Here is a 23211-nt window from a genome sequence, read left to right as displayed (position 1 = left end):
ACCTCTTATGCGTACAGTGGGTTAAGTTTGTTAGTGTCGATGTTGAACTTTTTAAGTGCTTCAACAACTACTGACTTCTCAACTTCACCGCGTTTAGCAAGTTCAGATAACGTAGCAACAACAACGTAGCCCGCGTTAACTTCAAAGTGACGACGTAGGTTTTCACGGCTATCAGAACGGCCGTAACCATCTGTGCCTAACACTTTGTAGTTGCTGCTTGGAATGAATGAACGCGCTTGTTCTGCGTAGTTTTTCATGTAATCCGTTGCTGCAACAGTCACAGAGTCGTTTAACACGCTTGTGATGAATGCTGTTTTTTGCTCGCCTTCAGGGTTAAGCATGTTGAAACGTTCAACATCTTGACCTTCACGCGTTAATTCGTTGAAAGACGTTACAGAGAACACGTCAGACGCAATGCCATACTCTTCACTTAGAATCGCAGCTGCTTTACGTACTTCAGTCATAATAGTACCTGAGCTTAATAGCTGTACGTTGGCTTTTTTACCTTCGTAACTTTCAAGCTTGTAAATACCTTTACGAATACCTTCTTCAGCGCCTTCTGGCATAGCTGGCTGATGGTAGTTCTCGTTCATAAGCGTTAGGTAGTAGTAAATATTTTCTTGGTCATCACCGTACATACGACGAATACCGTCTTGTACAATAACCGCTACTTCAAACGCGTAAGTTGGGTCATATGAAATACAGTTAGGAACGGTATTAGCAAGAATATGACTGTGACCATCTTCATGTTGTAAGCCTTCACCATTTAGCGTTGTACGACCCGCAGTAGCACCTAATAAGAAACCACGTGCTTGTTGATCGCCCGCCATCCATGCCATGTCACCAACGCGTTGGAAACCAAACATAGAGTAGTAAATGTAGAATGGGATCATTGGTAAATCGTTAGTGCTGTATGAAGTTGCAGCAGCAACCCATGACGACATTGCACCTAACTCATTAATACCTTCTTGAAGCACTTGCCCTGATACAGTTTCTTTATAGTAAGAAACAATATCACGATCCTGTGGCGTATAGTTTTGGCCATGCGGATTGTAAATACCGATTTGACGGAATAAACCTTCCATACCAAATGTACGCGCTTCATCGGCAATAATTGGTACGATGTTTTTACCAATGCCTTTATCTTTTAATAAGATATTAAGTGCACGAACAAAGCCCATAGTGGTAGAAATATCACGTTTTTGCTCTTCAAGTAGCGGCTTAAATGCTTCTACTTCTGGCAACGCTAATTTTTCACTAAAACGTGGTATACGCTTAGGTGTATAACCTTTAAGTTCATCACGACGAGCATGTAGGTATTTATACTCAGGAGAACCTTCTTCAAGCTCTAGGTAAGGAAGTTCTTTTAACTGTTCTTCAGATACTAAATCGTCAAGACCAAGGCGTGAACGTAAATGTGCAACATGCGACATGTCCATTTTTTTCACTTGGTGCGCAATATTTTTACCTTCAGCTGCTTCACCCATGCCGTAACCTTTTACAGTTTTAGCAAGAATTACAGTTGGACGGCCTTTAGTGTCTTCTGCTTTTTTAAATGCAGCAAATAATTTTGATGACTCATGACCACCACGCTTAAGCGCGAAAATTTCATCATCTGTCATGTCAGCAACAAGTGCTGCTGTTTCTGGGTAACGACCAAAGAAGTTTTCACGTACGTACGCGCCATCTTTAGCTTTATATGTTTGGTAATCGCCATCAACAGTTTCGTTCATTAACTGTAGTAATTTACCCGTTGTATCTTTAGCTAGAAGAATATCCCAGCCGCTGCCCCACACTAGTTTAATTACGTTCCAGCCAGCGCCTTTAAACAAGCCTTCTAACTCTTGAATAATTTTACCATTACCCATAACTGGGCCGTCTAAACGCTGTAAGTTACAGTTAACTAAGTAACACAGGTTATCTAGTTTTTCACGTGCAGCAAAAGAAATAGCACCGCGTGATTCTGGCTCATCCATTTCACCATCACCTAAAAACGCGTATACACGTTGGTTTTTAGTGTCTTTTAAGCCACGACCATCTAAGTATTTTAAGAAGCGAGCTTGGTAAATTGATGAAATAGGACCTAAGCCCATTGATACCGTAGGGAACTGCCAAAATTCAGGCATTAACTTAGGATGTGGGTACGATGGTAAGCCTTCACCATCAACTTCTTGGCGGAAGTTATCTAGCTGTGCAGCCGATAAACGACCTTCAACAAACGCACGTGCATAAATACCAGGAGAAATATGACCTTGGTAATAAACTAAGTCACCACCGTCTACATCATTTGGCGCTTTAAAGAAGTGGTTAAAACACACTTCATAAAATGCAGCAGATGATTGGTAAGACGCCATATGGCCGCCTAAGTCGAGATCTTTTTTAGATGCACGTAGAACGATCATAATCGCGTTCCAACGTATAATTGAACGAATACGACGCTCAAGATTTACATCTCCCGGGTAAGCAGGTTCTTGATCTACAGGAATAGTATTAACGTAGTTCGTGGTAATACCCGTTGGCATATCAACACCATCTAAACGGGCTTGCTCTAATACTTGCTCAAGTAAAAACTGAGCTCGTTCAACACCTTCTTCGCGCACAACTGATTCAAGAGCTTGTAACCACTCTTGTGTTTCTAGCGCGTCTACGTCAATTTTATTGACTTCAGACATATGGAGGTTTCCTTATGTTTAAAATACGAATATTGTTAATTTAATATCACAGCTACTTAATTTGTGTGTTCAAAGTAGTTATGTACTAACTTAATTTTGTTTAGTGCGTCTTAAACTACGTTCAATTCGCGAATGTTCTTTGCCTGCTTCAAGTAGTGCTTCTTCAATAAACGCTAAGTGCGCATTACTTGCTAAACGGGCTTGTTCTGGATTACCGTCAATAACGGCATCCATTAATAAACGCCTGTGCTCGGCTAACTGACTGCTAATATCTGACTTTTTTAATAAAACAGTTAAATTTTGCAATACATTTTGCTCAAGCAGCGCTTTCATGCCTCTTACTAAATGCAGTAAAACCACATTATGCGAGGCTTCTGCCACGCTAAAGTGAAATGCATTAATTGCTTTTGCTTTTTGCTGTAAATCATCATTAACGAGGGCAATTTTATCAAAGCTTTCTTTCACTTTACTAAAATCGTTGCTGGTCCCGCGTAGTGCCGCGTAGTAAGCAGCAATCCCTTCTAATGCATGACGAAATTCAAGTAAATCAAACTGCGACTCAGGGTGTTTACTAATCAAATCAAAAAGTGGATCAGTAAGCCCTTCTTCGAGCTGATTTTTTACAAACGTGCCACCACCTTGGCGACGCGTAACTAAACCTTTCGCTTCTAATTTTTGAATTGCCTCACGCAGTGACGGGCGAGACACTTCAAATTGCTTTGCTAGTTCACGCTCTGGTGGCAACTTTTCACCTGGTGCTAACGAGCCTTCAAGAATCATATTCTCGAGTTGCTGTAAAATAACATCAGATAACTTTGCTGCTTTGATCTTTAAAGACATGAATCAACGTCCGCGTTGTATAAATACCAAGAGCCCATAAAGCGGGGCTTTGAGTAGTATGATTTACCCAAAAGGTAAATTGGTCATACCAAAAATTTTCAATACGGTATCAAAAACCTTATTAGCTGTCAATTTACAGGTAATTTGAGCAATTAAAGTAGCGTAACGCATTTTGAACGAAGATTAAACAATGCGCAATTTACAAAAATTGTTATAACGTTAATAGGATGAAAACAATTGGTCTGACCAGAAGGGATTAGAATATTAGCTCTATTTTATTGTGTTCAAAAATTGCAGGAAGAGATTAAAGCACCTTACCTTGCATAAGGTACTTTATTAAAAAGGTATTAACCTAAGACAGTCCACCAAATAATGTAAGTAGCGCTATAAGTACTAAGTAAAATAATACATTGCGCTTAACAAGCTTAATCATACAAGTGGCTTCGTAGGTACAGCCGTAATAACGCTTTTCAACTTGCTCTGCAGCAAGTGCAGTACATGTTACTACTTCTCGGTTTGGAGATTTAAAGTTAAGTACGTAACGTAACCAACAGCTCGTGCCTTTATTAAAGTTACCTATTACTAAATAACCAAAGCTGGTAATGCGTGCAGGTAACCAGTCAAGCCAGAACAGTAGTTTATGTATAAGTTTAAAACGCTTAGCAAATATTACTTTATGATCTTCTCGTACTAAATCAGCTAAAGTACGTACCAGTGCATATAAAACCGCACCTGGCGCACCTAAAACAACAAACCAAAAAATAACCGCACAGTAAAATCTAAAGTTTACCCACGCCAATGTTTGCCCAAAGGTTTCACCACCATCGTAGCCATCAGTACGCTTTTGACCTATTTGCAATGCATATAATGATGCAGCGGTCCCGTCATCTCGCGTTAACGCATTTAAGTACGACTTATATAAAGCACGCTGCTTAGCACAACCAAAGCACACTAAAAGCACCGCGATATTAATGCCCAACTGCCACAATACAAAATCTGACAAACAATAAATTAGTGCCACCGCAATCACTGGGAGTAAAAGCCAAATTAAAAAGCCCGGTGCTGAGCTAAATAAGCCCTTATCACCAAGTAATTTATTAGAGCGATTTAAATAACCATTTGCGTAATAACTTATCTGCCAGTAGTTAGACCGAGCGCCTAAGCGCTCTAGTATTAATGCAATTATTATAGAAACTAAAATCATGGGAATAACTCTCTTAACTTAGTTGTTCAAGCATATTAAAAAACAATGGCCAATTAAAGCTACTACCAGGATCGGTTTTACGCCCTGGAGCAATATCGCAATGCCCAACAATACGCGAAGGGGTAATTTTTGGATAGCGCTGCATTATAGATTTACTAATAATAGTTAATGTTTTGTACTGTTCTAAAGAATATGGTGCGATGTCGGTACCTTCAAGTTCAATACCAATACTAAAGTTATTACACGTAGGCGCGTCCTCAAACTCAGATTGGCCTGCATGCCAAGCACGCCTTTCAAAAGGTACATATTGTATAGCCTCACCGGTGCGCTTTATAAAACAATGGGCCGATACACGTAAATTCTTTAAGTCACTAAAACTTGGATGAGCATTACAGTCAATGCTACCCATAAATAAGTCATCAACGAAAGGTGTACCAAACTGCCCTGCTGGCAATGATATATTGTGAATCACCAATAAAGAAATATCAGCCTCATCAGGGCGCTCATCAAAATGCGAACAAGGCCGCTGCGCTACCGTACTTAAAACACCATTTAAATCTATTTTCATGATACGTTTATTATATAAACACCAAGAGATACATAGTACTGATGCTAAAGGATTTATTAAAACAATGATAGTAACAAGCGAGGTATAAAACCTCACATACAAATAATTCAAACCCACACGTAGGTGCGAATTTACTACAAGCGCTTATCTTTATATTGGCGAAAAGGCAATCGCTTCTCTTTCTTTTATAAACATAGTAAAATTTGCTTAATTTATTAACGCTTATGAGCTTTTATTATGTCTATCCCGCACTCTTTAGTTAGCCAACTTGTCACTCTTGCACTCGACGAAGATCTAAATTATCAAACAGCTCAAGACGGAGATATTACCGCGCAGCTTATCCCTCAGAGCGAGCAAGCCAACGCCAAAGTAATCACTCGCGAAGACTGCATTTTTTGCGGAAAAGACATCATCCTTGAAGTATTCAAACAAGTAGACCCAAGCGTTAAGGTTAATGTACTAATAAACGACGGCGACGCAGTTAAAGCAAACAGCACATTATTTACCGCTATTGGTTCAGCTCGTTCAATATTAACTGCCGAACGTACTGCACTTAACTTTGTACAAACGTTATCAGGCACTGCAACTACTACAGCGCGTTACGTAAAAGAGCTAAGCGGCACAACTACGCAACTACTCGACACACGCAAAACCATACCTGGTTTGCGAGCACTTCAAAAATACGCGGTAAAATGTGGTGGGGGTGCAAACCATCGCATTGGCTTATTTGATGCTTTTTTAATTAAAGAAAATCATATAGCGGCTTGTGGCACAATAAACAAAGCCGTAGCTCAAGCTAAACAAAACCACCCAAACAAACCTGTCGAAGTAGAAGTAGAATCACTCCCTGAACTTAAGCAAGCAATTGAAGCTGGCGCCGACATAATTATGCTCGATAATTTTAGCGTAGAGCAAATTAAGCAAGCAGTAATTTTAACCAACAAACGCGCCAAACTAGAGGTTTCAGGCAATATGACTCTAGAAACGCTCAAAACTTATTCACAAGCAGGCGTTGATTTTATATCAAGCGGGGCGTTAACAAAAAACTTACAATCAATCGATTTATCGATGCGCTTTGAACAATTTTAAAGCAATAATGGGTAATTAATACCGCTAATCAATTGACAAGTTAAGTAAAAAAGCATTAAATAACCCAAAAGGCTTACTTTGTAACATTTTGTTAAATAAAATCGCTTTTTTATCAGAAGATACGTGCTAAATACTAAAATAAAATGGTAGACTAATTCTGTTGTACTATTTTATTTGAAAAGGTAGTCATAAATAACTAGTGCCTTTAGTTTTTAAAGACATAATTAAAAACTAAAGCAACTAAACTACTTACTTTATGCCTATACTATTTGTTGCTACAACATGTAGTGCACTTAGTAAACTTTTATAATTAGTACTAAACATAATGAATTCACATTCGGCTTTTGTGTTTCATACTCTAAAGCTAAAGTGTAATAAAATTAATTTTAAGTAAAACTGTAAAGTAAATCAGTTAAATTAAGTGAGGCATTTTGCCACTTAAGTGATTTAAGTTACAAAAATCTATCCTTTAGGAGAGGAAACATGAAAACAATGACTCAAAAACAACAGGGTTTCACCCTAATTGAATTAATGATTGTAGTAGCAATCATCGGTATTCTTGCAGCAGTAGCACTACCTGCGTATCAAGATTATACAACGAGAGCGAAAGTAAGCGAAGGGATTGTGCAAGGAAGCGGTGCTAAAGCAACTGTTTCTGAAAATTTATCTAGTGGAGTAGCAGACGCATGTTCAGGAGTTAAGACTGGGACTATAGGTAAAACTACTTTAGGTTGTACTGATGGTGATAATACAGCCACTGTAGATATAAGCGTAGATGTTGATACCGGTACACCTGTTACTTTCGACTTAGTTGGAACATTAGGCGCTACGGGCGGAGTAGAGTGGGTTTGTAATAATGCCTCTGATGCAGCCTTAGTACCAGCTCAGTGTAGATAATATATCTTGATTGGCTTGCTTCAATTCGGAGCAGGCCAACTGAACTACTTTTTAGGAACTTAAATGAAACAAAACCCAATAAAACAAGATGTTTTTCAGTGGGTGGGTGTAAGTTCAAGAGGTAAAAAACTTGAAGGAGAACTTGCTGGTAACAGTATTTCATTAGTTAAAGCCCAACTCAGAAAACAAGGTATCACCCCTTCTAAAGTCAAACGTAAATCTAAGCCATTATTTGGTGAACGGATTCAAAAAATCACCCCGAAGGACATTGCATTAGTTACGCGTCAAATTGCCACTATGCTTATGGCCGGTGTTCCACTAATACAATCTATAGAGATGATTGGGACTGGTGCAACTAATAAAAGTATCGCCAAGTTAATGGATACTATTGCGGATGAAGTAAAAGCAGGCCAACCATTATCTACAGCGCTTAGAAAACACCCTCGCTATTTTGATGATTTATACTGCGATTTAGTGGCATCAGGCGAACAATCTGGTTCACTTGATAAGATATTTGACCGTGTTGCACTTTATAAAGAAAAGTCAGAAGCGTTAAAATCAAAAATTAAAAAAGCGATGTTTTATCCTATCGCTGTTTTAGTTGTAGCTTTAATAGTGACCTCAATACTTCTTATATTTGTAGTACCGCAGTTTCAAGATATCTTTGCAGGATTTGGCGCAGAACTACCCGCATTTACATTATTTGTAATTGGGATATCGGAATTTATGCAGGAGTATTGGTGGATTGCATTAATTACTGTAGTTGCTAGTGGTTGGATATTTAAAGAAGCAAAATTAAGAAGCTTAAAACTCAGAGATGCTACAGACAGAGCCATACTAAAACTCCCTGTTATTGGCATGATTTTAAATAAAGCGGCTGTTGCTCGCTATGCACGAACTCTTTCGACTACGTTTGCTGCTGGTGTGCCGCTGGTTGATGCGCTTGACTCTGCTGCCGGGGCTTCAGGTAACGCTGTTTATCGTTATGCCATTTTAGACATAAAAGCCGAGGTTAGCTCTGGTAATCAGATGAACTGGGCAATGCGTAACTCAAAAATATTCCCTGATATGGTAATACAAATGGTCGCTATTGGTGAGGAATCTGGCTCACTAGATGGCATGCTCGCGAAAGTGGCTACTATTTACGAACAAGAAGTTGATGATGCAGTAGATGGCCTTTCAAGCTTGCTTGAGCCACTTATTATGGCCGTACTTGGTGTACTTGTTGGTGGCTTAATTATCGCGATGTACTTGCCTATTTTCCAGCTTGGCTCTGTTATTTAATTACTAAAAATAACAATTTCCAGGAAATTAAAGAGAGGCTTACTTTTTGGTTAGGTATAGCTATTAATGTCTTCTCATCGCTCTCTTTCACTCCTCTTTGTGATAAATACTTCACTTAATTTTTAAACGCTTAATTTTTAAAATAATTTTCAGGTAATATGATGCAAAGTATTATTGAAGTAATGCAAAGCCAATTGTGGTTTTATTTAACCACAATTGGCTTAATTAGTTTATGTATAGGTAGTTTTTTAAATGTAGTTATTTATCGCTTACCGTTGATGATGCAACGTGAGTGGCAAAGCGAATGCAGACTACTGCTAGAAGATGAACTTACAGCTAATAAATCTAAACAAGCCAATATCAATGAGCCTTTTAACTTAGTAAAACCCAACTCTACCTGCCCTAAATGTAAAACTGCCATTAAGCCTTGGCAGAATATTCCTATTATTAGTTGGTTAGCACTTAAAGGTAAATGTGCAAGTTGCAGTAATCCTATTTCGGCCCGATACCCTGCTGTAGAGTTAATAACTGCCCTATTAAGTTTAATTGTTGCCTATAGCTTTGGTGCGACCGAGCAAACCCTTTTATATATTTTTGTAACGTGGATATTGGTAGCACTGACCTTTATTGATATTGACCATATGTTGCTGCCAGATCAACTTACACTTCCGCTAGTATGGCTTGCACTTATTGCCTCTGTAATGGGTTACACAATTACACCTACAGATGCCATTATTGGCGCGGCTTGTGGTTATTTAAGCCTATGGAGCGTGTTTTGGCTATTTAAGTTATTAACCGGTAAAGAAGGTATGGGTTATGGCGATTTTAAATTGCTTGCTGTATTTGGGGCATTACTTGGCTGGCAGTCATTACTTACAATTATTCTGCTTTCGAGCGTAGTAGGTGCCATTATAGGTATTGCACTGTTAAGCATACAAGGTAAAGACAAAGCGACCCCTATCCCTTTTGGGCCTTATTTAGCGATAGCTGGCTGGATTGCAATGCTTTGGGGCAACCAAATTCAAGGCGCTTATTTTAATTTAATTGGTTATTAAAATGAGAGAGCAAATTACTAGAGTTAATAGCTGGGTACTAGGTTTAACTGGTGGTATTGGCTGTGGTAAAACAGCCGTAAGCAATATGTTTGAAGATCTTGGTATTACAATTGTTGATGCCGATATAATTGCGCGTGAAGTAGTACTTCCAAATAGCAAAGGGCTAAAAGCGATTACCCAACACTTTGGTGAACATATTTTATTGCCCGACGGCACATTAAATAGAGCAGAGCTTCGCGCAAAAATATTTACTAACAACAATGACAAAGAATGGCTTAATGCGTTACTGCACCCTCTTATTCGCGAAAAAACATTAAACGATTTAAATAATGCAACTAGCCCTTATGTTGTTTTAGTAGCGCCTTTATTGTTTGAAAACAACCTTGATAAATATTGTGACCATACCTTACTTATTGATGTACCAACCTCAGTACAGATAGCGCGTACAGCAAAACGCGACAGCACAAGTATTAAGCAAGTTAAAAGTATTATTGCCTCGCAAATGTCACGTGCCGATAAACAGCAAAAAGCGGATGATATTTTAAATAATGACCGAAGTTTAAACCTAGTGCATATAGAACTTGTTGATCTTCATAAAAAGTACCTACAATATGCATTACACAACAAAACTAACTCACATTAACGATGTCCTAACTCACACAAACTCGTATTTTAGTTAGTAAAATCACAACAAAGAATGAAAGGTGATGTAATCACCTTCTTTTTTCTGATAAATTGCTAACTATTGAAGGAATAAAACAGGTGCGCAATGAATATTAACTCACCGTTATTGAGAAAATTTATAACCCTTGGCCGCATTGATGCCGACACGGTTAAAAACAAACAAAATGAATTTGCCTCAACAGCTGAGCTTATTTCTAAATGTGGAAAAATCGATAGTAAAGATTTAGCTGAACAATGTATTGATTTGTTTCGCGTACCTTATTTTGATTTAAAAGATTTTGACCCTACAAGAATCCCTGCCGATCTCGTAAAAGAAAAACTCATACGTAAACATCACATTTTGCCGCTTGTTCAAAAAGATCGAAAAGTTTATATAGCAGCATCAGATCCAACAGATTACGGCGCATTCGAAAACTTTGAGTTTAGTACCGGTCTCTCGTGCGAAATTGTCGTTGTTGATTATATTCAACTCGATAACAAAATTGAGCAGTTGCTAGATGCCACTGGCAGCTTAAATCTAACTGATGACGAGTTTCAGGAATTTGCTGATTTAGATTCAGAAAGCCAAAGAGATACAGCACCACAAGATGACGATAAAGATGATGCGCCTATCATCGTTTACATCAACAAAATTTTAATGGATGCCATTAAAAAAGGCGCCTCTGATTTACACTTTGAACCGTATGAGCACAAGTACCGTATTCGTTTTCGTATTGACGGCATTTTGCATGAAGTGGCAAGCCCACCTAATACATTAGCAACCAAGCTTTCTGCGCGTATTAAGGTTATGTCGCGACTCGATATTGCCGAAAAACGCAAACCACAAGATGGTCGTATAAAACTAAAAATTACTGAACGCAAAAGTATCGACTTTCGTGTAAGTACCATGCCTACCTTGTGGGGTGAAAAAATAGTAATGCGTATCCTTGATTCATCAAGCGCTATGTTAGGCATTGATGTATTAGGCTATGAGCCTGAGCAGAAAAAGCTCTACATGGATGCACTTGCTCAGCCTCAAGGGATGATATTGGTAACAGGGCCAACGGGTTCTGGTAAAACAGTATCGCTATACACAGGTTTAAATATATTAAACCAGCCAGAGCGCAATATTAGTACTGCGGAAGATCCGGTTGAGATTAACCTTGAAGGTGTAAACCAAGTACAAATTAATATTAAAGCCGATATGACTTTTGCCAACGCATTGCGTGCATTTTTACGTCAAGATCCTGATGTAGTTATGGTAGGTGAAATACGTGACCTAGAAACCGCAGAAATATCAATAAAAGCGGCGCAAACAGGTCACTTGGTTTTATCAACATTGCATACAAACTCAGCACCAGAAACAATCACCCGTTTATTAAATATGGGTGTGCCGGCTTATAACGTAGCAAGTTCGATCAGCTTAATAATAGCCCAACGTTTAGCACGTCGTTTGTGCCCCAAGTGTAAAACGCCGGAACAACTTCCGAGTGAAGAACTGACTCGCCAGGGGTTTAGTTCCGAGCAAATTGAAGAAATGACATTATATACACCTAAAGGGTGTGATAGCTGTACCGATGGTTATAAAGGCCGAGTGGGTATTTACGAAGTAATGCAAATTACCCCTGAAATTGCCCAAATTATTATGCGCGGTGGTAACTCGCTTGAAATAGCTGACGTATCACTTAAAGCCGGTTTTAATAATTTACGTCTATCGGGTTTACGCAAAGCAGCCGATGGTCTTACATCCCTTGCTGAAATTAATCGCGTGACTAATTTTTAAAGGTCCATAGTAAAAGTGACAAGGTTCTGAACACTAAACTCAGAGCCTTACTTATACCTAGAGACTCATATCTAAGTAATGTAAAATGCAGAAAAAGATTGTAAAGAGTAAATTATGCCTACTGTTGTAAACTGCCCGACCTGCAAAACTAAAGTTGAATGGTCAGAGCAAAGCCCATTTCGCCCTTTTTGCTCCAAGCGCTGTCAGCTAATTGATTTGGGTGAATGGTCGTTTGAAAATAATAAAATTTCTGCGCCAATCACCTCAGCAGAAGAGTTTAGCCAAGACATGATTGAAGATATTGAAGCTATGCTGGCTAAAAATGAAGATGACTTTTTTAAGTAAACGCTGAATTTTTCATTTAAAAGCACAAAAGCCAGCGCGATGCTGGCTTTTTAGTGTTCAATATAATTGAACGATTAGTCTTTTTGCTTACGATGCTTTTTATTCATACGCTTTTGCATTTTAGCAAACTTCTCTTTTTGCTCAGCGTTAAGAACTTGCATTACTTGGTGCTGCGTTTTTAGTTTAATTAAACCAAATTGCTCACCTTTTTCGCGGCGTTCGTTTAATAGCTCTTTAGCTGCATTTTCGTCAAATGTTGCCGCCGAAAGTAACGCATCCATTTTTGCTTTGTGCGCTTCACGCATTGCTTTACGGGCTTCTTTATCGTCGCCGCGCAATGCTTTCATTTGTGTTTTTTGTGCTTCAAAAATAGCTTTTAGCTTAGTTTGCTGTTCATCTGTTAGGCTTAATTTTTCAACGCCGCGATCAGAAAGTAAAAAACGAGCTTGAGAATGGCCTTGCTTATGCCCGTCGCCTTTAGCTAATACGCTACCAGCGCCAAGAGTTGCTGTTGCTAAGCCACAAATAAGTACTAATTTTGATAGTGTGTTTACTTTAGTCATAATCATTACCTTAATATTGAATTGGTTGGTTGAGCGATTGTGGCTGCTAAGCCAGTGAGTTAACTATACCTAACTCAACGCAAAGTAACGCAAAGCAGTGTAAAGGTTGTGTAAAGATTCACCTTTGCACTATTTAGCGGGTAAAATAACGCTATAAACAACTCTAAGGGTTTGTAAATGAAACTATTAATGATTGATGACGATACGGGCCTTTGTGAGCTATTAAGTGAATATTTAACTGCTCAAGGCTTTGAAATACAAAGCGTGCACGACGGTGAGCAGGGCCTTAAACTAGCACAAGCAAACGACTACGCACTTATACTGCTTGATGTAATGCTACCAACGCTTGATGGCTTTGAAGTGCTTAAACAACTTAGGCAAACAAAGCTCACCCCTGTAATAATGCTTACTGCAAAAGGTGAAGACTTTGACCGTATTTTTGGTTTAGAGCTAGGCGCTGACGATTATATTCCAAAGCCTTTTAATCATCGTGAATTACTAGCCCGCGTAAAAGCGATAACACGCCGTATAGAGCACATTAATAGCTTAAATGCAGCTACAACGAGTAAGTTACTCGTTAATGGTATTACTGTTAACCTTGCAGCGCGAGAGGCCTCAATAGACAGCTCTACACTAACCCTTACCGGTACAGAGTACGAAATACTCACGCTATTGTGTAAAAATGCAGGCGAAGTTGTTAGTAAAGAGCAAATTAGCGAAGAAGTACTAGGCAGGCGTTTAGCTTCTTTTGATCGCTCTATTGATATGCATGTAAGTAATATCCGTAAAAAAATTGCGGAGCATATTCCAGGCGAGCGAATTAAAACAATGCGAGGTACAGGTTATGTCTTTATCCAAGGCGAATAAAAGCACTTACTTTGCTTGGTTAAAGCACCCTGGGCACTACCTATTTTTTAAAATATTTATTTGGTTTTGGTTAACTATAATCGGCACCGTAGCAGCGCTTATATTTTTAAGTAATATTACCGCTATTAATGCGGTATCTAACGAGCCACTTTATGGGCCGATGAAAAAAAACCTGATATATACCGCTAAAAGCATTGAGCGATCTGCTGTTAAACATAAGCGCACCCTAAGCGAAGTATTAGTTCACCCTCGCCTATCAAAGCGTAAACTTTTATATTTAAGCGCAGCACAATCCGATGACTCACTTAGTAATAAAGAAGTGCCAGAGAGCATTGACTTAAGTTTATTAAACTTTACTCAAAACATGTCACCGCAAATTATTTTCACTGAAAAATACCAAGCCTTCGGCCCTGTTAATATAAAAGTGCCTGAAGGGAGTTTTTATCTTTATGAAATAGATATTAACCATCAACCGCCGCTAATAATGCGCTTTAAGCTAATGCCTAATTGGATGAAAATAGTCATCGCAATTGTTGCATCTCTCATTTTAAGTTTTGTATTTAGCCGTAATTTAATAGCCCCTATAAATAGCCTTAAAAAAGCAGCAATTAAATTATCTGCGGGTAACTTAAGTGCAAGGGCCGATATTTCTGTAAACCGAAAAGATGAGCTAGGAATACTTGGGCGAGATTTTAACAGTATGGCTAATCAGTTAGAGCTTTTAATTAGCTCACAAAAACGCTTGTTAGCCGACATATCACATGAGTTACGATCGCCTCTTACACGTTTAAAAATGGCTACCGGACTTGCACAAATGCAAGCTAACGACGCTAGCCAATCATATTTATTACGCATAGAAAAAGAGGCTAACCAGCTCGATAAAATGATTGCTGACGTGCTGCAAGTTTCTCGCTTAGAAGCAAAAAGCCAAGCGCTTTCACTGCAAAAACAATCATTACAAATAATTGTAGATCACGTTATTAACGATGCGCAGTTTGAAGCAAAACAAAATAATAAGCAGCTAAATATAGTGGGCGCTGTAGACGTAAATATTAATTGCGACGAAGGCCTTATTGCCAGCGCACTTGAAAACCTATTACGCAACGCTATTAAATACGCAAATAAGACTATTAGCATTGCCCTAAAGCATACAGATGCCATTTATATAGAAATATGTGATGATGGCTCTGGTGTGCCAAATGAGCAACTGAGCAAGCTTTGCGAGCCCTTTTTTAGGCAATCAGATGCGCGCGACCGCGTAAGTGGTGGCACGGGTTTAGGTCTCGCGATTGCTAAAAATGCTATTACTGCGCATGGCGGCAGTTTAGTATTATCAAATAAAGAACAAGGTGGCTTGTGTGCTAATATAACCTTGCCATTAATAAAAGAGTAAAGCATGTTTTATAGTAGTGAGCGTGAGCTTAAAAGTAATCAAATAACAATTAATAACTTTTATAAAAACACGCTAATTAAAGCTTATTTAGATACGCCTAACGGGCAATTATTTTATGCTTATGCCATACCTGATAAAGCTAAAACTGCCATTGTAATAAGCTCGGGACGCCTTGAAGGGTTAGACAAATATAAAGAGCTGTTATGGGAGCTTTATAATAATAATTTTGCCATATTCATAGTCGACCACCAAGGACAAGGTCGCTCTTATCGCCATCTACTAAATAAGCATAAAGGCCATGTTAATGAATTTAAAGATTACAGTGCCGATCTAAACTTATTTAATAAACAAATTGTCGATACTTATTGGCCGGGTAAAAAAGTATTAGTGAGTCATTCAATGGGCGGCGCTATTGCTTTTGATTACCTTGCGCATTTTGAACACAATTTTAGTGGCGCGTTTTTATCAGCGCCTATGCTTGATATTTACACAAAAAACACACCAAAACCTTTAGCTAAATTGATAGCAAGTACCGCGACCCTTTTGGGTCAAAAAGACAACTACGCACTAGGGCAAACCGATTACATACCCGATGAGTTTGCTACAAATGTATTAACCAGCAGTCCAGTGCGTTACGAGCTATTTAGGCAAACATATCAAGAAGAGCCATTACTACAGCTCGGCGGTGTTACTTACGGCTGGCTAAATGCGACGTTTGTATTTATAACCTCTGTGGATAACTTGAGCGTGACTATTCCACTTTATATTGCCAGTGCGCAAAACGACGAAGTGGTTGATAACAATGCCCAATATAAATTAGCAAACAGACATGCAAATACAGTACTTAAAAGCTTTGAAGGCGCTAAACACGAGCTGTTTTTTGAACGTGATGAAATACGCCAGCCATTGCTTAAGAGCTTGTATCAGTTTTGTGAGTCGGTGACGGCTTAACAAGTACCGACAAAGGGTCGAGGTGGATCAGTATATCTACCTCAGACTCAAAGCGTTCGCTAAGCATTGCCTCTACTTCATCAGCCACATTGTGCGCGCGAATCAAACTTAAATGGTCATCAAGCTCTAAGTGCATTTGGATAAACTTAACTTTCCCGCCTTGGCGCGTACGAATATCATGCACACCATGTACATCTGCATGGGCTCTGGCTATATCAAATATGCTTTGCTTTTCATCGTCCGGCAGCTCTTTATCCATTAAATGATCGGCACTATCGCGAGCAATATCCCAGCTGTTATAAAGTAAGTAACCCGCTACACCTATCGCAAAAACAGGATCGGCATACAACACACCATAATAAGCTAACAAAATAGCTAATAGCACAGCGGCATTTAATATTAAATCACCTTTGTAATGTACTGAGTCGGCTTTTATGGCAATTGAATCGGTATACTTAACCACCTTGTTTTGTACAAATACAATGACGAGCGTACACGCAATAGCAAAAATACTTACCCACACACCTAATAAAGAATGGCTTAACTGTATAGGGTTAAATAACCGCTCAATACCATGAAAAGCAAGTAGGCAACCTGAGCCCGCAATAAACGCGGCTTGCCCAAGTCCAGCAAGTGCTTCAGCTTTACCGTGCCCAAACCTATGGTCATCATCTGCTGGGCGCAGTGCGTAGCCTAACACTAAAAAACTCATGGCGGTGGCTGTTATATCCATTAACGAATCAGTTAACGAGCCAAGCATTGAGGCAGAGCTCGAAGCAAGCCATGCCCATGTTTTTGCGCCAATCATTAAACTAACCATTACCATGGTAACAATGCTGGAAGTTTTAACCCAAAATTCGTAGCTACGGTTATGCACGTTTTAATCCGATAATTAGGAGTATTCAATAGTGTGAGTATATCATTTTTTTGAAGGGTTTCGTGTATACTGAAAATCGTTAAACTACAGATTATTTAAAAGGCTCACTATGCTGGATATTGTTTTATACCAACCTGAAATACCCCCTAACACTGGTAATATTATTCGCCTATGTGCCAATACCGGCTATGCACTACATTTAATTGAGCCGTTAGGTTTTGAATGGGACGACAAACGAGTAAAGCGTGCGGGCCTTGATTACCACGAATTTAGCCATGTTCAACGCCATGCTTCTTTTGAAGATTATCTTGAGAAGTGCAAGCCTAAAAAAGTATATGCATGTACAACCAAAGGTAGCCAATTCCATCATGAAGCTAACTACGAAGCCGGCGACTGCTTAGTATTTGGACCTGAAACCCGCGGTCTACCTGATGATATGATCCAAGCATTACCAAAAGAGCAGCGTGTGCGTATTCCTATGCAAGCCAATAGCCGCAGCATGAACTTATCAAACGCAGTAGCCGTGTTTGTTTACGAGTCGTGGCGCCAGTTGGGTTTTCCTAACGCGCAATAAACACCTTGTACCAAACAACAAAAAACCGACATAACGTCGGTTTTTTAGTTTTAGTATATTTGTATAAATTTATTCAGAACGCTGCTCTCGGCCTAATAGCGCCATTGCAGCTTCTTTCATATCTTTATTTTCATAAAGTACTTTATAAATTTGCTCGGTAATCGGCATTTCTACACCGCTACGTTGCGCTAATAAATACACTTCTTTGGTGTTTCTAAAGCCTTCAACTACTTGGCCAATTGACTCAATAGCAGCATCGACACTTTCACCTTTACCTAGTGCTAAACCAAATCGACGATTACGTGATTGGTTATCTGTACACGTTAGTATTAAATCGCCAAGGCCAGCCATTCCCATGAAGGTTTCTGGCTTAGCACCAAGAGCGCAACCTAAACGAGTAAGCTCTGCAAGGCCTCTGGTTATAAGCGCGGTACGCGCATTAGCGCCAAAACCAACACCGTCCGAAATACCGGCACCAATGGCAATTACATTCTTAACCGCACCACCGAGCTGTATACCGATAAAATCATCATTGTTATACACACGGAATGAGCGACCACAATGAAGTAAATCAGCGAGCTGCTGAGCAAATTCAGGCGACGTAGAAGACACAGAAATAGCTGTAGGTGAACCCATCGCCATTTCTTTTGCAAACGTAGGACCAGAAAGTACCGCAAGTGGAATGTCATCACCTAATTCTTGCAAAGCAACTTCTTGTAATAAACGGCCTGTATTAGGCTCAAGGCCTTTTGTGGCCCAAGCAACTTTAGCGCCTTCTTGCAGTGCAGGTTTTATCTGGGCTAGTGTGTCGCCAAAAGCATGACTTGGCACAACAACAAGTACAATAGCGCTGCTAGCAACGGCATGTTGTAAGTTAGCGTCAAGAGTCAGAGTGTCTGGGAAAGGAGCATCAGGTAAGTAACGTTGATTTTTCCGCTCAGCTGCAAGCGTGGCAACGTCGTCGCTATTTCGTCCCCAAAGTGTCACGTTGTGACCATTTCGGGCTAAACAAATAGCAAGGGCGGTGCCGTAAGACCCCGCCCCTAATACAGTAACAGCTGTAGTTGCTGTACTCATAGGTTATGCGTCTGCTGTAACCTGGTCAGCTTGCGCAGTACGTTGTTGCATGTATTGTGCAAACAATGCGTCAAAATTAACTGGCGCAAGGTTAAGCTGTGGGAAAGTACCACGGTTAACAAGGTTTGAAACAGCTTCGCGTGCATATGGGAACAACACGTTAGGACAAAATGCACCAAGCATATGTGCAAGTTGTACTTCTTCAACCTCAGCAATAGTAAAAATACCCGCTTGTTGAATTTCACATAAGAACGCAGTTTCTTCACCAATAGACGCAGTTACTGTTAGCGCTAAAACAACTTCAAATACACCTTCGTCCAGCTTGTTTGAACGTGTATCTAGGTCTAGCTTAACTTCTGGCGTCCACTCTTTTTGAAAAATGGCCGGAGAATTTGGCGTTTCAAACGATACATCTTTAGTGTAAATACGTTGAATAGTAAATTGTGCGCCGTCTTGTGCAGCGGCCGCGTTTTGATTTTCTTCGTTCATTGTTATTCCTAACTTGTTCGTTATTATAATTAAATTAAGCGTTTAACTTAGCGTCAAGTTTACCTTGCGCTTCAATAGCCATCATGTCGTCGCAGCCACCGATATGTTCATCATTAATAAAAATTTGCGGTACTGTGCTTGCGCCACCGGCTTTAGCAATCATTTCAGCGCGTAGTTCAGGCTGTACACCAATATCATAATTAGTGTATTCAACGCCTTTGCTATTTAAAAGCGAAAGAGCACGCTGACAAAATGGACAATACGCCTTGGTGTATAAAACAACATTACTCATAATAAATCCTCTATCGGCCTAGCTAAACTGATTAGCGACCTGTTGTAGTTGGTAAGCTGGCAGATTGCCACGCACCCATGCCACCTGCTAATAAGTAAACTCGTTCAAAACCAGCTTTACTCATAGCGGCTGCAGTACCTTGGGCAGTCATACCTGTAGTACATACAACTATAATGGGTTTAGTCTTGTACTTTTCAAGGCTTGAAAAGTCAGATTTTTTCGCATTCTCTGGGCTCAAATGCTCAGCACCAGAAATACGCCCTGCATTAAACTCTTTTTGCGCACGTATATCGATTACTTGACCGTCATCACGGTTAATAAGTAACGTAAGCTGCTGAGGATTTATTTGACGAACAGCTGAAAGCTTACTCTTTATCCAGCCACTAACAATAAGGAAAACAATACCAACCCAAGCAAGGCTTAAAATGGGATGATTTGTAATAAATTCAATATATTGATCCATTCTACTTCCACTATGAAATTATGTTTTAAACCTAGGGCGTGTTGGCCTTTGTGGATTGAAATTTGTTCAATCTAGGGGCGATTAAATCGCGGCGCGAGATTTGTAACCTAGTGGGCTAAGTAAAAACCGAGCAACAAAGAGGTAATAGTCTCTAGAAAGAACCCAACGGGCAGCGTATGTTTGGTATTTATGCTACGTTATCGCCTATTTATGGGGAGTAACCACACTTCATAGGCTCTGCCTTGCCTAAAAACCAAACATCCTGCTGCAAATTCAACCACCAAAGTGCAACACGCCCTAATATTTTAAGGATTTTGTACTTTAGCCACGCAAGTATACCCAAACCAACCTAAAATGCGAGTTTAGGAGCACTTAGAGACGTTTAAAAAACGATAAAGCCCCCCATATATAGCAGTAAGTGAAAAAATTTAATATCTTGTTTTCAATGCTGATCCTAGCTTAAAAACACGGTATGCTAAAACCACGCTAATAAACCTTTTTAGGTGCACAGTATCCATCAACAGATACTAATTTTCAGGAGCTATTATGACAGAGCATAAAAAACCACTGGTATTAATGATTTTAGACGGTTGGGGACACCGCGAAGATACGCAAAGTAACGCCATTCTTGCAGCTAGCACACCGGTATTAGACAATTTATGGGCCACTCGCCCACACACATTAATATCAGCTTCGGGTTTAGATGTAGGTCTTCCTGATGGTCAAATGGGTAACTCAGAAGTTGGCCATGTAAATTTAGGTGCTGGTCGCATTGTTTATCAAGATTTTACCCGTATCACAAAAGCTATTAACGATGGCGAATTTGATTCAACACCAGCCTTAGTTGAAAATATAGATAAAGCCGTAAAAGCAGGTAAAGCAGTCCACATAATGGGTCTTTTAAGCCCAGGTGGCGTACATAGCCATGAAGACCATATAGTTGCTAGCATAAAACTTGCTGCAAAACGTGGCGCTAAAGAAGTTTACTTTCACGGCTTTTTAGATGGCCGCGATACACCTCCACGTAGTGCTAAAGCGTCAATCGAACGTATTGAAACGTTATTTAGTGAACTTAAATGCGGTCGTTTAGCGTCACTTGTTGGCCGTTACTACGCAATGGACAGAGACAATCGTTGGAACCGCGTAGAAAAAGCTTACAACGTAATTGCATTAGCTGAAGGTGACTTTAATTTTGATAACGGCGTAGAGGCACTTAACGCAGCGTACGAGCGCGACGAAAACGACGAGTTTGTTGCCGCTACAACTATTACACCAACAGGCGCCGCTCCTGCTTCAATAAACGATGGCGACACGCTAATTTTTGCCAACTTTAGAGCAGACAGAGCCCGCGAAATTACTCGCGCTTTTGTTGAGCCTGATTTTGATGGATTCGCAAGAAAAAGAACGCCAGAGCTTAGCGCATTTGTAATGATGACAGAATACGCAGCTGATATAGATGCACCTATTGCCTTTGGTTCAACACCGTTAGTAAACGTACTTGGTGAGTGGTTTGAAAAAAATAACAAAACACAACTTCGCATTTCAGAAACCGAAAAGTACGCACACGTTACATTTTTCTTTAGTGGTGGACGTGAAAGCGAATTTGAAGGCGAAACACGCGAGCTAATTCCTTCGCCGCAGGTAGCAACCTACGACCTACAACCTGAAATGAACTCAGAAATGCTAACCGACAAGCTAGTAGAAGCAATTAAAAGTGGAAAATACGACGCTATTATTTGTAACTATCCTAATGGCGATATGGTTGGTCACTCAGGTGTATTTGAAGCTGCTGTTAAAGCTTGTGAAGCTGTAGATAGCTGTATCGGACGTGTTGTTGATGCACTTGAAGAGTTTGGTGGTGAAGCACTAATAACAGCTGATCATGGTAATGCCGAGCAAATGGCTGATCTTAAAACAGGCCAAGCGCATACTGCCCACACTAGTGAACCTGTACATTTTATTTATGTTGGTCGCGATGCAGAGCCTATGCAAGGTAAGGCATTAAGCGATGTAGCCCCTACAATGCTTCACTTAATGGGCATGGAGCAACCAAGCGAAATGACTGGTACGCCTATCATGATGTTGAAATAACACATGAATAGACGTATTAACCGGTTAATTAAGTGCGGTTTAATACTAACTTCATTAGTGACTGCATCTGCAGTTGCTAATGAAGATCGTACTAAAAAAGACTTATCAGAAGTTCAAAATGCACTTGAGCAAAGCCAGGCTGAATATAACGCGCAAAGAAAAAAAATAGCGTCACTACAAAAAAACCTCAAAAGCCATGAACTCGATATAGCTAAAAATGCTAAAGCACTTAACATGGCAGAGCAATCAGTAAAAGAAACTAAAACACAGCAAAAAGAGTTGCAAAATAAAGCCGATGAGCTCGATAAAAAGCATGCTCAATTTCAGAAAGTTTTAGCCGCGCAGCTCAAAAGTGCCTATATGGCCGGTGGCGACGATTACTCTAAAATGTTATTAAATCAAGAAGACACTGCAAAATTTGAGCGCACACTAAGTTATTACAACTACTTAAATAAAGCTCGTATTGAACAAATTGAAGATCTAAAAGATCTTCAACAGCAAATAGTACAAAACCAAAAAGAGCTTGTTAAAACACAAGAAAAACTAGAACTTTTATTTGATGAGCAAAAAAGACGCCAAACCGCTTTAGTTAATGCACAAAGTGAACGCCAAGCAAATCTTAAAAACTTACAAGCTCAGCTCAACAGCACTAAAAGCTCAATAAATTATTTAAAAGAAAACCAACAAACTTTGGTAGCAACGATTGAAGAACTAGAAAAAGAAAAAACACAAAAAATTGAATTACTGGGCCTAAATAAAAATAAAGGTAAATTAGACTGGCCGAGCAAAGGCAAGTTAGAGCACACTTTTGGCCAACGTAAACATGGTGGTATTGATTGGAAAGGCGTATTAATTGGTGCAAAAGAAGGCACTAATATTAATAGCGTACATAATGGTCAAGTTGTATTTGCCGATTGGCTAAAAGGCTATGGTTGGGTAATTGTTGTAGATCATGGTGAGGGCTTTATGAGCCTATATGGCCACGCTCAAACATTGCTAAGAGATGTAGGCGATATGGTACGCGAAGGCGAAACACTTGCTTTAGTTGGCCAAAGCGGCGGACAAGCTAGTTCTGGTCTATACTTTGAAATACGCCACAAAGGACGCGCAGTAAATCCTATCAAATGGTGCAAACGCATTTAATTAAATTAATCGCTGCACCGCTCTGGAGCAG

At 39.6% G+C, this 23211-nt stretch carries 23 protein-coding genes; 13 read left to right on the top strand and 10 right to left on the bottom strand.

The annotated features are described in order from the left end of the window. Positions 1-5: 5 nt before the first annotated feature. From aceE to ampD, 4 genes are all read right to left on the bottom strand, one after another. Positions 6-2672: a pyruvate dehydrogenase (acetyl-transferring), homodimeric type gene (gene aceE / locus BW142_RS12285; protein WP_024600130.1), complete on the bottom strand. Its 2667-nt coding sequence runs from the start codon at positions 2670-2672 to the stop codon at positions 6-8. 90 nt (positions 2673-2762) lie between these two features. Further along, positions 2763-3512, bottom strand: coding sequence for a pyruvate dehydrogenase complex transcriptional repressor PdhR (gene pdhR / locus BW142_RS12280; protein ID WP_008170672.1), 750 nt, complete (start codon positions 3510-3512; stop codon positions 2763-2765). A gap of 352 nt (positions 3513-3864) precedes the next feature. Next, a complete protein-coding gene (gene ampE, locus BW142_RS12275; RefSeq protein WP_076925035.1) occupies positions 3865-4716 on the bottom strand; it encodes a beta-lactamase regulator AmpE in 852 nt (283 codons plus the stop codon). 13 nt (positions 4717-4729) lie between these two features. Next, positions 4730-5284, bottom strand: a complete 555-nt coding sequence (gene ampD / locus BW142_RS12270) for a 1,6-anhydro-N-acetylmuramyl-L-alanine amidase AmpD (protein WP_076925034.1) — start codon at positions 5282-5284, stop codon at positions 4730-4732. Between the two features lie 237 nt (positions 5285-5521). Between ampD and nadC the strand changes: the two genes are divergently transcribed. The 7 genes from nadC (at position 5522) to yacG (ending at position 12400) form a co-directional block, all read left to right on the top strand. Next, positions 5522-6373, top strand: coding sequence for a carboxylating nicotinate-nucleotide diphosphorylase (nadC, locus tag BW142_RS12265; RefSeq protein ID WP_076925033.1), 852 nt, complete (start codon positions 5522-5524; stop codon positions 6371-6373). 483 nt (positions 6374-6856) lie between these two features. Further along, the gene (locus tag BW142_RS12260; protein WP_216351715.1) at positions 6857-7270 is read left to right on the top strand and encodes a pilin; all 414 of its coding nucleotides are present in this window, start codon (positions 6857-6859) and stop codon (positions 7268-7270) included. Positions 7271-7333: 63 nt separating this feature from the next. After that, positions 7334-8554: a type II secretion system F family protein gene (locus tag BW142_RS12255; RefSeq protein ID WP_076925032.1), complete on the top strand. Its 1221-nt coding sequence runs from the start codon at positions 7334-7336 to the stop codon at positions 8552-8554. 161 nt (positions 8555-8715) lie between these two features. Continuing rightward, positions 8716-9609 carry an A24 family peptidase gene (locus BW142_RS12250; protein ID WP_076925031.1) on the top strand — a complete coding sequence of 298 codons (894 nt, stop codon included), beginning with the start codon at positions 8716-8718 and terminating at the stop codon, positions 9607-9609. 1 nt (position 9610) lies between these two features. After that, a complete protein-coding gene (coaE, locus tag BW142_RS12245) occupies positions 9611-10252 on the top strand; it encodes a dephospho-CoA kinase (protein ID WP_076925030.1) in 642 nt (213 codons plus the stop codon). A 126-nt stretch (positions 10253-10378) separates the two neighbouring features. Beyond that, complete coding sequence (gene pilB, locus BW142_RS12240; RefSeq protein WP_076925029.1) at positions 10379-12055, top strand: type IV-A pilus assembly ATPase PilB; 1677 nt, start codon at positions 10379-10381, stop codon at positions 12053-12055. A 114-nt stretch (positions 12056-12169) separates the two neighbouring features. Further along, positions 12170-12400 (top strand): DNA gyrase inhibitor YacG, encoded by a 231-nt coding sequence (gene yacG, locus BW142_RS12235; RefSeq protein WP_076925028.1) that lies wholly within the window; start codon positions 12170-12172, stop codon positions 12398-12400. Positions 12401-12474: 74 nt separating this feature from the next. On the opposite strand, the gene BW142_RS12230 is transcribed toward yacG, so the two are convergent. After that, entirely contained in the window at positions 12475-12963 is a 489-nt protein-coding gene (locus tag BW142_RS12230) for a Spy/CpxP family protein refolding chaperone (RefSeq protein WP_076925027.1), read from the bottom strand. A gap of 177 nt (positions 12964-13140) precedes the next feature. Between BW142_RS12230 and BW142_RS12225 the strand changes: the two genes are divergently transcribed. The 3 genes from BW142_RS12225 to BW142_RS12215 are packed head-to-tail and all read left to right on the top strand — an operon-like array spanning position 13141 to position 16174. Then, positions 13141-13830 carry a response regulator gene (locus tag BW142_RS12225; protein ID WP_024600142.1) on the top strand — a complete coding sequence of 230 codons (690 nt, stop codon included), beginning with the start codon at positions 13141-13143 and terminating at the stop codon, positions 13828-13830. Further along, complete coding sequence (locus tag BW142_RS12220) at positions 13808-15223, top strand: ATP-binding protein (RefSeq protein WP_076925026.1); 1416 nt, start codon at positions 13808-13810, stop codon at positions 15221-15223. The genes BW142_RS12225 and BW142_RS12220 overlap by 23 nt, the downstream gene beginning before the upstream one ends. Positions 15224-15226: 3 nt before the next feature. After that, positions 15227-16174: an alpha/beta fold hydrolase gene (locus BW142_RS12215; protein ID WP_076925025.1), complete on the top strand. Its 948-nt coding sequence runs from the start codon at positions 15227-15229 to the stop codon at positions 16172-16174. Here the strand turns inward: BW142_RS12215 and BW142_RS12210 are convergent. Further along, on the bottom strand, positions 16134-17000 hold the full coding sequence (locus BW142_RS12210; RefSeq protein WP_076925113.1) for a cation diffusion facilitator family transporter: 867 nt from the start codon (positions 16998-17000) through the stop codon (positions 16134-16136). The genes BW142_RS12215 and BW142_RS12210 overlap by 41 nt on opposite strands. Before the next feature lie 160 nt (positions 17001-17160). On the opposite strand from BW142_RS12210, the gene trmL reads away from it, so the two are divergent. Continuing rightward, positions 17161-17625, top strand: coding sequence for a tRNA (uridine(34)/cytosine(34)/5-carboxymethylaminomethyluridine(34)-2'-O)-methyltransferase TrmL (gene trmL, locus BW142_RS12205; RefSeq protein ID WP_024600144.1), 465 nt, complete (start codon positions 17161-17163; stop codon positions 17623-17625). 69 nt (positions 17626-17694) lie between these two features. On the opposite strand, the gene gpsA is transcribed toward trmL, so the two are convergent. Genes gpsA through BW142_RS12185 form a run of 4 tightly spaced genes read right to left on the bottom strand, consistent with a single transcriptional unit; the run spans position 17695 to position 19946 of the window. Further along, on the bottom strand, positions 17695-18702 hold the full coding sequence (gpsA, locus tag BW142_RS12200; protein WP_024600145.1) for an NAD(P)H-dependent glycerol-3-phosphate dehydrogenase: 1008 nt from the start codon (positions 18700-18702) through the stop codon (positions 17695-17697). Between the two features lie 3 nt (positions 18703-18705). Further along, entirely contained in the window at positions 18706-19191 is a 486-nt protein-coding gene (secB, locus tag BW142_RS12195; protein WP_024600146.1) for a protein-export chaperone SecB, read from the bottom strand. A 34-nt stretch (positions 19192-19225) separates the two neighbouring features. Next, complete coding sequence (gene grxC, locus BW142_RS12190) at positions 19226-19483, bottom strand: glutaredoxin 3 (protein WP_024600147.1); 258 nt, start codon at positions 19481-19483, stop codon at positions 19226-19228. Positions 19484-19514: 31 nt separating this feature from the next. Further along, a complete protein-coding gene (locus BW142_RS12185; RefSeq protein WP_002957784.1) occupies positions 19515-19946 on the bottom strand; it encodes a rhodanese-like domain-containing protein in 432 nt (143 codons plus the stop codon). A 546-nt stretch (positions 19947-20492) separates the two neighbouring features. On the opposite strand from BW142_RS12185, the gene gpmM reads away from it, so the two are divergent. Beyond that, positions 20493-22037: a 2,3-bisphosphoglycerate-independent phosphoglycerate mutase gene (gpmM, locus tag BW142_RS12180; protein WP_076925024.1), complete on the top strand. Its 1545-nt coding sequence runs from the start codon at positions 20493-20495 to the stop codon at positions 22035-22037. 3 nt (positions 22038-22040) lie between these two features. After that, on the top strand, positions 22041-23180 hold the full coding sequence (locus BW142_RS12175) for a peptidoglycan DD-metalloendopeptidase family protein (RefSeq protein ID WP_024600149.1): 1140 nt from the start codon (positions 22041-22043) through the stop codon (positions 23178-23180). Positions 23181-23211: the final 31 nt, after the last annotated feature.

Origin of the sequence: Pseudoalteromonas sp. EB27, from assembly GCF_001974875.1 — a bacterium.
Lineage (GTDB): Bacteria > Pseudomonadota > Gammaproteobacteria > Enterobacterales > Alteromonadaceae > Pseudoalteromonas.
The sequence above is the reverse complement of the archived record's forward strand: the minus strand, read 5'-3'. Positions and strand labels throughout refer to the sequence as shown.

Bases quoted from the DNA above. Each gene is read 5' to 3' on its own strand.
- BW142_RS12175 (WP_024600149.1), top strand. From the start codon at position 22,041: ATGAATAGACGTATTAACCGGTTAATTAAGTGCGGTTTAATACTAACT.
- grxC (WP_024600147.1), bottom strand. From the start codon at position 19,483: ATGAGTAATGTTGTTTTATACACCAAGGCGTATTGTCCATTTTGTCAG.
- nadC (WP_076925033.1), top strand. From the start codon at position 5,522: ATGTCTATCCCGCACTCTTTAGTTAGCCAACTTGTCACTCTTGCACTC.
- ampE (WP_076925035.1), bottom strand. From the start codon at position 4,716: ATGATTTTAGTTTCTATAATAATTGCATTAATACTAGAGCGCTTAGGC.
- coaE (WP_076925030.1), top strand. From the start codon at position 9,611: ATGAGAGAGCAAATTACTAGAGTTAATAGCTGGGTACTAGGTTTAACT.
- trmL (WP_024600144.1), top strand. From the start codon at position 17,161: ATGCTGGATATTGTTTTATACCAACCTGAAATACCCCCTAACACTGGT.
- BW142_RS12185 (WP_002957784.1), bottom strand. From the start codon at position 19,946: ATGGATCAATATATTGAATTTATTACAAATCATCCCATTTTAAGCCTT.
- gpmM (WP_076925024.1), top strand. From the start codon at position 20,493: ATGACAGAGCATAAAAAACCACTGGTATTAATGATTTTAGACGGTTGG.
- yacG (WP_076925028.1), top strand. From the start codon at position 12,170: ATGCCTACTGTTGTAAACTGCCCGACCTGCAAAACTAAAGTTGAATGG.
- BW142_RS12215 (WP_076925025.1), top strand. From the start codon at position 15,227: ATGTTTTATAGTAGTGAGCGTGAGCTTAAAAGTAATCAAATAACAATT.
- BW142_RS12260 (WP_216351715.1), top strand. From the start codon at position 6,857: ATGAAAACAATGACTCAAAAACAACAGGGTTTCACCCTAATTGAATTA.
- aceE (WP_024600130.1), bottom strand. From the start codon at position 2,672: ATGTCTGAAGTCAATAAAATTGACGTAGACGCGCTAGAAACACAAGAG.
- BW142_RS12230 (WP_076925027.1), bottom strand. From the start codon at position 12,963: ATGACTAAAGTAAACACACTATCAAAATTAGTACTTATTTGTGGCTTA.
- ampD (WP_076925034.1), bottom strand. From the start codon at position 5,284: ATGAAAATAGATTTAAATGGTGTTTTAAGTACGGTAGCGCAGCGGCCT.
- pilB (WP_076925029.1), top strand. From the start codon at position 10,379: ATGAATATTAACTCACCGTTATTGAGAAAATTTATAACCCTTGGCCGC.
- BW142_RS12210 (WP_076925113.1), bottom strand. From the start codon at position 17,000: ATGGTAATGGTTAGTTTAATGATTGGCGCAAAAACATGGGCATGGCTT.
- BW142_RS12220 (WP_076925026.1), top strand. From the start codon at position 13,808: ATGTCTTTATCCAAGGCGAATAAAAGCACTTACTTTGCTTGGTTAAAG.
- pdhR (WP_008170672.1), bottom strand. From the start codon at position 3,512: ATGTCTTTAAAGATCAAAGCAGCAAAGTTATCTGATGTTATTTTACAG.
- BW142_RS12225 (WP_024600142.1), top strand. From the start codon at position 13,141: ATGAAACTATTAATGATTGATGACGATACGGGCCTTTGTGAGCTATTA.
- BW142_RS12255 (WP_076925032.1), top strand. From the start codon at position 7,334: ATGAAACAAAACCCAATAAAACAAGATGTTTTTCAGTGGGTGGGTGTA.
- BW142_RS12250 (WP_076925031.1), top strand. From the start codon at position 8,716: ATGCAAAGTATTATTGAAGTAATGCAAAGCCAATTGTGGTTTTATTTA.
- gpsA (WP_024600145.1), bottom strand. From the start codon at position 18,702: ATGAGTACAGCAACTACAGCTGTTACTGTATTAGGGGCGGGGTCTTAC.
- secB (WP_024600146.1), bottom strand. From the start codon at position 19,191: ATGAACGAAGAAAATCAAAACGCGGCCGCTGCACAAGACGGCGCACAA.